This is a genomic window from Microbacterium sp. (assembly GCF_043427715.1).
Taxonomy (GTDB): domain Bacteria; phylum Actinomycetota; class Actinomycetes; order Actinomycetales; family Microbacteriaceae; genus Microbacterium.
Genome location: NZ_JBHWTD010000114.1, coordinates 1 through 10,016, shown reverse-complemented (window position 1 = coordinate 10,016; position 10,016 = coordinate 1). Strand labels below are relative to the sequence as shown.

At 72.4% G+C, this 10,016-nt stretch carries 9 protein-coding genes and 1 pseudogene; 7 read left to right on the top strand and 3 right to left on the bottom strand.

Features of this window, described 5'->3' with window-relative positions:
• A pseudogene (locus tag ACHFGS_RS12355) lies at nt 1–288 on the top strand (ATP-dependent helicase); the annotation flags it as partial.
• Nucleotides 289–338: 50 nt separating this feature from the next.
• Here the strand turns inward: ACHFGS_RS12355 and ACHFGS_RS12350 are convergent.
• Entirely contained in the window at nt 339–1,214 is an 876-nt protein-coding gene (locus ACHFGS_RS12350; RefSeq protein ID WP_394279294.1) for a PHP domain-containing protein, read from the bottom strand.
• Between the two features lie 78 nt (nt 1,215–1,292).
• Between ACHFGS_RS12350 and ACHFGS_RS12345 the strand changes: the two genes are divergently transcribed.
• Genes ACHFGS_RS12345 through ACHFGS_RS12335 form a run of 3 tightly spaced genes read left to right on the top strand, consistent with a single transcriptional unit; the run spans nt 1,293 to nt 5,586 of the window.
• Complete coding sequence (locus ACHFGS_RS12345; RefSeq protein ID WP_394279295.1) at nt 1,293–2,306, top strand: endonuclease/exonuclease/phosphatase family protein; 1,014 nt, start codon at nt 1,293–1,295, stop codon at nt 2,304–2,306.
• A 59-nt stretch (nt 2,307–2,365) separates the two neighbouring features.
• Entirely contained in the window at nt 2,366–3,811 is a 1,446-nt protein-coding gene (locus tag ACHFGS_RS12340; RefSeq protein ID WP_394289497.1) for an aminopeptidase P family protein, read from the top strand.
• Nucleotides 3,808–5,586, top strand: coding sequence for a gamma-glutamyltransferase family protein (locus ACHFGS_RS12335; RefSeq protein WP_394289496.1), 1,779 nt, complete (start codon nt 3,808–3,810; stop codon nt 5,584–5,586). Before ACHFGS_RS12340 ends, ACHFGS_RS12335 begins: the two co-directional genes overlap by 4 nt.
• On the opposite strand, the gene ACHFGS_RS12330 is transcribed toward ACHFGS_RS12335, so the two are convergent.
• Both ACHFGS_RS12330 and ACHFGS_RS12325 read right to left on the bottom strand, forming a co-directional pair.
• Entirely contained in the window at nt 5,568–6,239 is a 672-nt protein-coding gene (locus ACHFGS_RS12330) for an alpha/beta family hydrolase (RefSeq protein ID WP_394279298.1), read from the bottom strand. The genes ACHFGS_RS12335 and ACHFGS_RS12330 overlap by 19 nt on opposite strands.
• On the bottom strand, nt 6,236–6,949 hold the full coding sequence (locus tag ACHFGS_RS12325) for a general stress protein (protein ID WP_394279299.1): 714 nt from the start codon (nt 6,947–6,949) through the stop codon (nt 6,236–6,238). The genes ACHFGS_RS12330 and ACHFGS_RS12325 overlap by 4 nt, the downstream gene beginning before the upstream one ends.
• Nucleotides 6,950–7,022: 73 nt before the next feature.
• On the opposite strand from ACHFGS_RS12325, the gene ACHFGS_RS12320 reads away from it, so the two are divergent.
• Genes ACHFGS_RS12320 through ACHFGS_RS12310 form a run of 3 tightly spaced genes read left to right on the top strand, consistent with a single transcriptional unit; the run spans nt 7,023 to nt 9,945 of the window.
• A complete protein-coding gene (locus ACHFGS_RS12320) occupies nt 7,023–8,291 on the top strand; it encodes a magnesium transporter MgtE N-terminal domain-containing protein (RefSeq protein ID WP_394289495.1) in 1,269 nt (422 codons plus the stop codon).
• Nucleotides 8,291–8,818 (top strand): DUF1003 domain-containing protein, encoded by a 528-nt coding sequence (locus ACHFGS_RS12315; RefSeq protein ID WP_394278666.1) that lies wholly within the window; start codon nt 8,291–8,293, stop codon nt 8,816–8,818. Before ACHFGS_RS12320 ends, ACHFGS_RS12315 begins: the two co-directional genes overlap by 1 nt.
• Nucleotides 8,815–9,945, top strand: a complete 1,131-nt coding sequence (locus ACHFGS_RS12310) for an Mrp/NBP35 family ATP-binding protein (protein WP_394278663.1) — start codon at nt 8,815–8,817, stop codon at nt 9,943–9,945. Before ACHFGS_RS12315 ends, ACHFGS_RS12310 begins: the two co-directional genes overlap by 4 nt.
• Nucleotides 9,946–10,016: the final 71 nt, after the last annotated feature.

The window sequence follows — 10,016 nt, the reverse complement described above, 5'->3', positions numbered from 1 at the left end:
AATGTCGCAGCCGAAGGCGCGGGCGAGGGTGGCACGCGCCGCCGCCGCCGTCGCCGCGGTGGGTCAGGTGACGACAAAGTCGGCTCGACGTTCACCGAGGGCGCGGATGCCGCTGCCGCCCCGTCCGGCGATCACGCATCGTCCGAGAAGGCACCCCGCGACGCCGAGGGCGCCGGCACCCACGACGGTGCGGGCAAGGAGCACCACGACGGCAAGCCCGCGCCGGCGCGTCGTCGCCGTCGCCGTCGCGGCGGTTCCGGAGCGGGAGCCCCGGCAGCCGGAGCCTGATCGCACCGACACGATCGGCCGTCGTCCCTCGGGGCGGCGGTCGAGTCGTTTCAGGGGATGACCGGAGCCCACCCCGAGCCGCGCTCGATGATCCGGGCGACCATGTCGGCGGAGGTGGTGAACTCCCCCGGCAGGTTCGGCTTGCCCCGGCCGTGGTAGTCGCTGGACCCGGTGACGATGAGATCGCGCTCGGCCACGAGCTTCCGCAGCCGCGTCACGCCGGGCTCCACGTTCTCGCGGTGGCCGAGCTCGAAGCCGGCCAGGCCGGCCTCCAGCATCCGATCGATGATGCGCGGGGGCAGCATGCCGTCGCGTCCCGCGGGATGGGCGATGATGGGCACCCCGCCGGCGTCCGCGACCGCCGCGACCGCCGTCACGGGATCGGGCGCGTACAGCGAGACGTAATACGGGCTGTCGGGACTGAGGATGCCGTCGAAGGCTTCACCCCGGTCGCGGACGTGCCCGCGCGCGATCAGTGCGTCAGCGATGTGGGGGCGCCCCACCGTGGCATCCTGTGCCGTCTGCTCGAGGATGTCGTCCCAGGTGAGGTCGTAGTCCTCTCCGATGCGGTCGACCATGTTGCGGACCCGGCCCAGGCGCGATTCGCGGATGCGGTCGGTGAGGTTCCGGAGCGCGGCGTGGTCGGGGTCGAAGAGGTAGGCCAGCACGTGGACGCTCCGCCAGTCGTGGCGCGCCGACAGCTCCATGCCGGGGACGAATGTCATCCCCAACGAGGTCGCCGCATCGGCCGCCTCCGGCCAGCCGGCCGTCGTGTCGTGATCGGTGAGGGCGGCGACGCGGATGCCGTGTCGGTGGGCCGCGGCCATCACCTCGGCCGGCGGCTCCGTGCCGTCGGAGTGGGCGGAGTGGAGGTGGAGGTCGGCTGAGCCGGAATGCTCCGTGGGGAAGGGCATCCGGGCTGACATGGGATCGAGCGTAGCGCGGACGGGCCCCTCGACACGTCGGTGCAGAAACTCCTCAGCCAGTCGGTTTAGGGTCGCTGTGTGCTGCGCCTGATGGGGATCCTCGTGACCGTCGTCGCGGCCCTTGCCGCCGCGATCGTGACGTGGCCGCAGCTGTTCCGGCTGGAGCGTGAGTTCCCGTTCGCGCAGCTCGTCTCGCTCCGCCCGGTCCTCGCGATCGGGTTCGCGGCGGTGTTCCTCGTGGCCCTGCTCCTGTGCACGTCGCGGCGCACGCGCGCCTTCGGCGCGGCCATCTCGCTCGTCGCCCTCGCCGCGGCGCTCGGCAACGGCGGCATCCTCGCCGCCCGAGGGCTCGGCAGCACCGATCTGCCCGCGGCGACCGAGGACAGCGTCCGTGTGATGACCTGGAACACGGCGGGCGAGGCGACCGACGTGCAGGCGGTCGTGAAGTCGGCCATCGCGATGCAGGTCGACATCGTTGCGCTCCCGGAGACCAACGCCGACACCGGCCGGGAGATCGCGATCGCGATGCGCGAGCGGGGCAACCCGATGTGGGTGCACGAGGAGAACTACGAAGGGTGGGATGCCACCTACACGACCCTCCTCATCTCCCCCCGCCTCGGCGACTACGCCGTCGTCGAATCCAAGGTCGCGGGCACCTCGAACACCTCTGTCGTCCCGAGTGTCGTCGCGATGCCCGTCGACGGGAACGGACCGACGATCGTCGCGGTGCACGCCGTCGCGCCGCGTCAGAGCGCGATGGCCGATTGGCGCCGCGATCTGCGATGGCTCGCCGATCAGTGTGCGAGCGCGAACGTGATCATGGCCGGGGACTTCAACGCCACCATCGACCACATGGACCGGCTCGGGACCGACGGGGGCCACCTCGGCCGGTGCCGGGATGCCGCGACGGCGACCGGCAACGGCGCCGTGGGCACCTGGGACACCGCCTGGCCGGCGCTGCTGGGTGCACCCATCGACCACGTCATGGCCACTGGGGCCTGGGAGGCGACCGGTTCGGTGGTCCTCACCTCGATGGACGGCAGCGCGAGCGACCACCGTCCCGTGGTCGTCCAGCTCGAACCCGCGGGGTGACCTCGGCGACACCGCCCCGCCGTGGTGCCGGGCCGGTCCGACGGTGCGAGACTTGAGGGATGAGCACCGACGAGCGCGACACGATTGCCCCTGAGGCGGAGTCGACCATCGACACGGCGGCGACCGCCGAGAGCACCGGCACCACCAACCGCCGCCAGCCGTTCCCGCAGGGGTTCCTCGACACGATCTCCACCGGGTGGGCCGAGCGGCCCGAGTCGGCTCCGCCGCAGCGCGCGCAGGCGCCCTACGCCGCTGCGCGGCGCGCCGCGGTGTCGGCCGCCTTCCCCGGCAAGCGCGTCGTCGTGCCCGCCGGCGGTCTCAAGCAGCGCTCCAACGACACCGACTACCCCTTCCGCGCTCACTCCGCCTTCGCGCACCTCACCGGCTGGGCAGCCGACGCGGTGCCCGACTCGGTGCTCGTGTTCGACCCGACCGCCGACGGCCACGCCGTGACGCTGTACCTCCGTGAGCGCGCTGACCGGACCACCGCGGAGTTCTACGCGGACGCGGCGATCGGCGAGTTCTGGATCGGTCCCCGCCCCTCGCTCGCCGGCGTCGCCGACGACCTCGGCATCGCGACGGCCCATGTCGACACGTTCGCGGCATCCGACGGGGACCTCGTCGTGGACGAGGACGACGACCTCACCCGGTTCGTCTCGGAGCTGCGCCTGCTCAAGGACCCGTACGAGATCGCGCAGATGCAGCTCGCCGTGGACACCACCGCGCGCGGCTTCGACGACATCGTCGCCGACCTCCCCCGCATCATCGACACGCCCCGGGGCGAGCGCGCCATCGAGGGTGTCTTCCACCTCCGCGCGCGCACCGACGGCAACGGCGAGGGGTACGACACGATCGCCGCGTCGGGCCCTCACGCCTGCTACCTGCACTGGACGCGCAACGACGGCGCCGTCGTCCCCGGCGATCTCGTGCTGATCGACGCCGGTGTCGAGGTCGACAGTCTGTACACCGCCGACATCACCCGCACCCTCCCGGTCTCGGGGAGCTTCTCCCCCATTCAGCGCGCCATCTACGACACCGTCCTCGAGGCTGCCGACGCCGCGTTCGCGATCGCGCGGCCCGGCGTCAAGTTCCGTGCGCTCCACGAAGCGGCGATGGAGGTCATCGCGCAGCGCGTCGCCGAATGGGGGTTCCTCCCGGTGACGGCGCAGGAGGCCCTCGACGCCGATCGCGGCGGTCACCACCGCCGGTACATGGTGCACGGCACGAGCCACCACCTCGGCATCGACGTGCACGACTGCGCGCAGGCGCGGCGGGAGATGTACTACGACGGCGAGCTGGAGCCTGGCATGGTCTTCACGATCGAGCCGGGGCTCTACTTCCAGATCGACGATCTCACGGTCCCCGAGGAGTACCGCGGCATCGGCGTGCGCATCGAGGATGACGTCCTGATGACCGAGAACGGTCCGGTGAACCTGTCCGCGGCCATCCCGCGCACCGCCGACGAGGTGGAAGCGTGGATCGCGGCGGGAGGCCGCCGGGCGTGAGCTTCACCCCCGCGGCGTCCTTCACGACCCGGCCGCAGCTGACCGGCACGTTCGGCATGGCGGCCTCCACCCACCCGACCGCGACCGCCGTCGCCCAGGCCGTGCTCGAGCGCGGCGGCAACGCCTTTGACGCCGCCTGCGCGGGCGGGTTCACGCTGCACCTGGCAGAGCCCCACCTGAACGGTCCCGGCGGCGACCTGGTCGGGCTCTTCCAGCCGGCGGATGCCGCGGGCCCGACGGTCCTGATGGGGCAGGGCCCCGCGCCTGCGGGCGCTGACATCGCCCATTTCCGCCGCGAAGGGCTCGACCTGGTCCCGGGAGCCGGTGGCCTCGCGGCCGCGATCCCGGGCGCCGTCGACGCGTGGCTGCTGCTCCTGCGCGATCACGGCACGTGGGAGATCGCGGACGTGCTCGCGTACGCGATCGGCTACGCCCGCGACGGACACCCGATCGTGCCGACGGCGGCCGCGACGATCGAACGCGTGGTCGACCTGTTCACCGAGCACTGGCCGACCTCCGCCGACCTCTGGCTGATCGACGGGCGCGCGCCCCGCACCGGGGAGATGCACCGCAACCTCGCCTACGCCGCCGTCCTCGAACGCCTGATCGACGCCGGTTCCCCGGCGGACACCCGCGAGGGGCGCATCGACGCCGCGCGGCGGGAGTGGAGCACCGGGATCGTCGCGCAGGCGGCATCCGCGTTCCTTCGCACGCCGCACCGCCACTCGAGCGGAACCGACCACGCCGCCGTGATGACCGAGGCCGATTTCGCGACGTTCTCGGCCGGGTACGAGGAGCCGCTGTCGGCGACCTTCCGCGGACGCACCGTGTTCAAGGCGGGGTCGTGGACGCAGGGACCGGTCCTGCTGGAGGCGCTCCGAATTCTCGAGCCGCTTCCCGACGAACGGTTCGATGTCGCGACCGCGGCCGGCGCGCACACCGTGCTCGAGACGCTCAAGCTCGTCCTCGCCGACCGGGACGCGCATTTCGGTGATGGTGCGGACCTCGACTGGCTCTTCGCGGAGGACACCCTCTCCGTCCGTCGCGCCGACCTCGGCGACGGGGCCTCGGCGACCTGGCGGCCCGCGACGCGGGACGGTGCTGCTTCGTGGCAGCCGCCGCTGCGGCATCCCGGCACCGAGATGACCGCCGGCACCGGCGAGCCGACCGTCGCGAAAACGGGCGAGACCCGTGGCGACACGTGCCACATCGACGTCGTCGACCGGTGGGGGAACATCGTCGCCGTCACCCCGTCGGGCGGATGGCTGCAGTCCTCCCCCACGATCCCCGAGCTCGGGTTCTGCCTCGGCACGCGCCTGCAGATGTGCTGGCTCGACGAGGCCTCACCCGCCGCACTCACACCGGGACGCCGGCCCCGGACGACGCTGTCGCCGACCTTCATCCACGACGGGACGACCACCATCGCGATGGGGACCCCCGGCGGAGACCAGCAGGACCAGTGGCAGCTGCCGATGGTGCTGCGCATGATCGTCGGCGGCTACACCGCCCAGCAGGCGATCGATGCCCCAACCCTGCACACCCTCGGCATGGTCGAATCGTTCTGGCCGCGCACGTGGTCGCCCCCCGCCGCGGTCGTGGAGGATCGCCTCGGCGACGAGGTGATCGCGGAGCTCACCCAGCGCGGACACGACGTCACGCGTGCCGGCGACTGGGCGCTGGGGCGGCTCTCCGCCGTGGGGCGCGACGCCGATCGGGGCGTGATGTGGGCGGCGGCGAACCCCCGCGGGATGCAGGGCTACGCGGCGGGACGCTGAAGCCGGCGCTCCAGCCACGACAGCACCACCGGTGCGAGGCCGGCGCCCACTTCGGCTGCGCCCCGCTTCGCGCCGGCGACCTCGAACGAGTGCCCACCGCCCTCGGTCCACACGATCTCGGCGTCCTGACACGTGTCCACGGCGCCCGTGAACTGGTCGAGCGGCTGCAGGAACGGATCCTTCGTGCCAGCGAGGAAGAGCTGGGGCGCGGCGACCGCAGGCAGGTGCGCGGAGCGCGCCTTGTCGGGGCGGCCGGGCGGGTGGAACGGGTAGCCGACGTACACCAGTGCCGCCGGGTCGATGAGTCCCTCGGCCGCCGCCATCGACGCCATCCGTCCGCCGTAGGACTTCCCGGCGGCGATCCACGGCAGACCCGCGGCGACCTCCCGCGCGCGTTCGGCGACCGCCGACCACGTCGCCGTCGCATGGGCGGCAGGCCCCGGCATCCGTCTGCCCGCCTGCAGATACGGGAAGGTGAACCGCACGACGCTGACGCCGCCGCCGGCCAGTGCCCCGGCGAGGCCGCCCAGGAACGGATGATCCATGCCGGCTCCGGCGCCGTGCGCGAGCGCGAGGACCGCCCAGGGCTCCGCCGCCTCGTCGACGAGCTCACCCACCTCCACGTCGCCGGCGGGCAGGGCGACCCGGATCATCGGCCGGGAGCGGATGCCGGCGGCTGGGCGGGCGGCTCAGGAGCCGGATCGACCTTCTCACCGGGGCCTGCGGGCGTGATCCGCTCACCGTAGCGGGGCGGCTCGAGCGGCTGCTCGGGAGCGGGATCGACCTTCTCCTGCGGCGGCTGCGGCGCCGGGTCGACCTTCTCGCCGGGAAGCTGAGAGGGGTCGATGCGCTCTCCGTACCGGGGCGGGACGGAGAGATCAACCGGCTCGGGGGCCGACGGGGCGGCGCTGAACCCGAGGAGTTCGCGAGCCTTCGCGAAGCTTCGCGGGAGCACCGTGACGTCGTAGTGGTCGGCCACGACCTGCGTGACCGAGGTGAAGTCACGACGCCGGCGGACGATCGCGTAGCTGATGATGCTCATCATCATGCCGAGCGCGATGCCGACGAGCATGACCCCGACGAACACCTGCAGAGCGGCCTCGGGGCTGCCGAGCACGAAGATCGCGGCGAACAGGAGTCCCAGCAGGACGCCGTTGATCGCCCCCGAACGGGCCGCGGTGGCGTAGCCGAGCTTGCCGGTGACGCGCTCGACGGAGCGCAGTCCCCGCCCGACGATCGCAATGTCCTGTGCCGGCACCTCGGCGGAGATCAGCGAGGAGACCGACTTCTGCGCCGCCTCATACGTGGTGTACTCCGCCACCGTCGCGCCGTGTTCCTTCGGGGCGCCGCCCATCATGCTCATCGCACCATCTTGACACGCAGACCTCGGCGTGGCCCGAGAGTGCGGGGCGGCCCACGCGGTCTACGCTGGTCGGGTGAGCACGCAGCGGGTCTTCGTCGCACGCCTGACGGGGTGCGCCGTCTTCGACCCCGCGGGCGACCGGCTCGGCCGCGTCCGCGACGTCGTCGTCATCTACCGGAAGGACGATCCGCCCCGCGTCGTGGGGCTCGTCGTCGAGATCCCGGGCCGGCGCAACGTCTTCCTCTCGATCGGGCGGGTCACCTCCATCGCCAGCGGCCAGGTGATCACCACGGGTCTGATCAATGTGCGCCGCTTCGAGCAGCGCGGTGGCGAAGTGCGCGTGATGACCGAACTCATCGGGCGGAGCGTGCACCTGCAGGACGGCTCCGGCTCGGCAGTCATCGAGGACGTCGCCATCGAACGCGACCGGCTCGGCGACTGGCAGGTGGGGCAGCTGTTCCTGCGCCGCCCGAAGACGAGCGCCTCGCCGTTCGCGAAGGGGCCGACGACGTTCGCACAGTGGAGCGACGTGCGCGATCAGCAGGTCGCGGGGCAGACCCAGTCCGCCGAGCTCCTCGTCGCCTCCTACTCCGAGCTGAAGCCCGCCGACCTCGCCAACACGCTCCTCGATCTCCCCGAAGAGCGCCTGCTCGAGGTCGCCGAAGAGCTCTCTGACGACCGTCTCGCCGACGCCCTCGAGGAGATGCCCGAGGACGAGCAGGTCCACATCCTCGAAGCGCTCGGCGACGAGCGGGCCGCCGACGTGCTCGACGCCATGGAGCCCGACGACGCCGCCGACGTGCTCGGTCAGCTCTCCGACGTGCGCGCCGAGCAGCTCCTCGACCTCATGGAGCCCGAGGAGGCAGAGGACGTCCGCGCCCTGCTCGAGCACGGCCCCGACACCGCCGGCGGACTGATGACGACCGAGCCGATCGTGCTGTCGGCGGATGCCACGGTGGCCGAGGCCCTCGCCCTCATCCGCCGTCACGAGCTCCACCCCGCCCTCGCGGCCGCCGTGTTCGTCACCCTGCCGCCGTACGAGACGCCCACGGGGCGCCTCCTCGGCGTCGTCCACTTCCAGCGGATGCTCCGCTATCCCCCGCATGAGCGCCTCGGCGCGATCATCGACGACACCGTCGAGCCGGTGCACGTGTCCGCCACGGCGGCCCAGGTCGCCCGCATGCTCGCGAGCTACAACCTCGTCTCCCTTCCGGTCATCGACCGAGCGCACCACCTCGTCGGGTCGGTCACCGTCGATGACGTGCTCGACTACCTGCTGCCCGAGGACTGGCGCTCGCACGACGGCTCCCCGTCCTCGCAGCCGGGGGAGGCCCGCCGATGATGGCCCGGGCGCCGAAGTCGGGGTTCGAGGCCCCACGCGGCCGTCGCACCGGCGTGCTCTCCCGCACGCCGCAGCCCTCGCGCGACCGATTCGGCCGCTTCACGGAGTGGATCGCCCGTGCGATGGGCACTCCGGCATTCCTGCTGATCCTGTCGCTGTTCACGATCGCCTGGATCACCTGGAACACGGTCGCCCCCGAATCCGTCCGCTTCGACGACGCTGCGCTCGGCTTCACCGCGCTGACCCTCGTGCTCTCGCTCCAGGCCTCGTACGCCGCGCCCCTCATCCTGCTCGCGCAGAACCGGCAGGACGACCGTGACCGCGTGCAGATCGAGCAGGACCGCCAGCGTGCCGAGCGCAACCTCGCCGACACCGAGTACCTCGCCCGCGAGGTGGTCGCGCTCCGGATGGCCCTCACCGACATGCAGAACGAGGTCCTCACCCGCGACGCGCTCCGCTCCGAGTTGAAGGCGCTGCTGGAGAAGCTCGACGAGCGCGACCGCCCCGCCGAAGGCGATGCGCGGTGACCGATGCCGCACAGGTCCGGCAGGCCGTCTCCGCGGTCGCCGATCCGGAACTCCGACGCCCGCTGGGCGAGCTCGACATGGTGCGAGAGGTCTCCGTCGACGGTGACGTCGCCCGTGTCGCGATCGCGCTGACGATCGTCGGCTGCCCCGCGGCCGACCGCATCGAGCGCGACGTGCGGGGCGCCGCGGCATCCGTTCCCGGCATCGATGCCGTGGAGGTCGAGGTCGGTGTCATGACCCCCGACGAGCGCGCCGCCCTCGTCGCACGCATCCGAGGCCCCAGGCGCTCGGCGTTCGACGCCGACTCGCTGACCCGCGTCATCGCGGTCACGAGCGGCAAGGGCGGTGTCGGCAAGTCGACGCTCACGGCGAACCTCGCGGTCGCCCTCGCCGGGCGCGGGCTCGCCGTCGGCCTCATCGACGCCGACGTCCACGGCTTCTCGATTCCCGCGCTCCTCGGGCTGGTCGACGCCGACGGACGCCCGCCGCAGCCCACCCGTCTCGACGACCTCATGCTGCCGCCGGTCGCGTTCGGGGTGAAGGCGATCTCCATCGGGATGTTCCTCCCGCCCGACGCACCCGCCGCCGTCGCGTGGCGCGGGCCTATGCTGCACCGCACAATCTCGCAGTTCCTCACGGACGTGCACTTCGGCGATCTCGACGTCCTCCTCATCGACATGCCGCCCGGCACCGGAGACGTCGCCATCTCCGTCGGTCAGCTGCTGCCGCACGCCGAGGTGCTCGTCGTCACGACGCCGCAGACGGCAGCCGCCGAGGTCGCCGTCCGCAGCGGCCTGGTGGCGCGTCAGACCGGTCAGCGGGTCATCGGCGTCATCGAGAACATGGCCGCCTTCACCCTGCCCGACGGCTCCGTGCTCGACCTCTTCGGCAGCGGCGGCGGAGCGGCCGTCGCCGCATCCCTGTCGACGGATGCCATCACCGCGGTGCCCCTGCTGGGTTCGGTGCCGCTGAGTCCCGCCCTCCGAACCGGCGGCGACACCGGCGTGCCCGTGGTCGTCGGCGCCCCCTCGGATTCCGCGGCGACGGCGATCGGACTCGTCGCGGACGCGCTGATCGCGGGGCGACGCTCCCTCGCGGGCCGGTCGCTGCCGGTACGGCCGGACTGACCGCCGTCGGCGTCTGCGCGACCGGGGCTCAGGTGGCTTCGCTGTCGAACGGGGGCCGCGCGTCCGGGGGG

Coding starts and splice junctions, on each gene's coding strand:
- ACHFGS_RS12350 (WP_394279294.1), bottom strand. CDS start 1,214: ATGTCAGCCCGGATGCCCTTCCCCACGGAGCATTCCGGCTCAGCCGAC.
- ACHFGS_RS12340 (WP_394289497.1), top strand. CDS start 2,366: ATGAGCACCGACGAGCGCGACACGATTGCCCCTGAGGCGGAGTCGACC.
- ACHFGS_RS12330 (WP_394279298.1), bottom strand. CDS start 6,239: ATGATCCGGGTCGCCCTGCCCGCCGGCGACGTGGAGGTGGGTGAGCTC.
- ACHFGS_RS12325 (WP_394279299.1), bottom strand. CDS start 6,949: ATGAGCATGATGGGCGGCGCCCCGAAGGAACACGGCGCGACGGTGGCG.
- ACHFGS_RS12315 (WP_394278666.1), top strand. CDS start 8,291: ATGGCCCGGGCGCCGAAGTCGGGGTTCGAGGCCCCACGCGGCCGTCGC.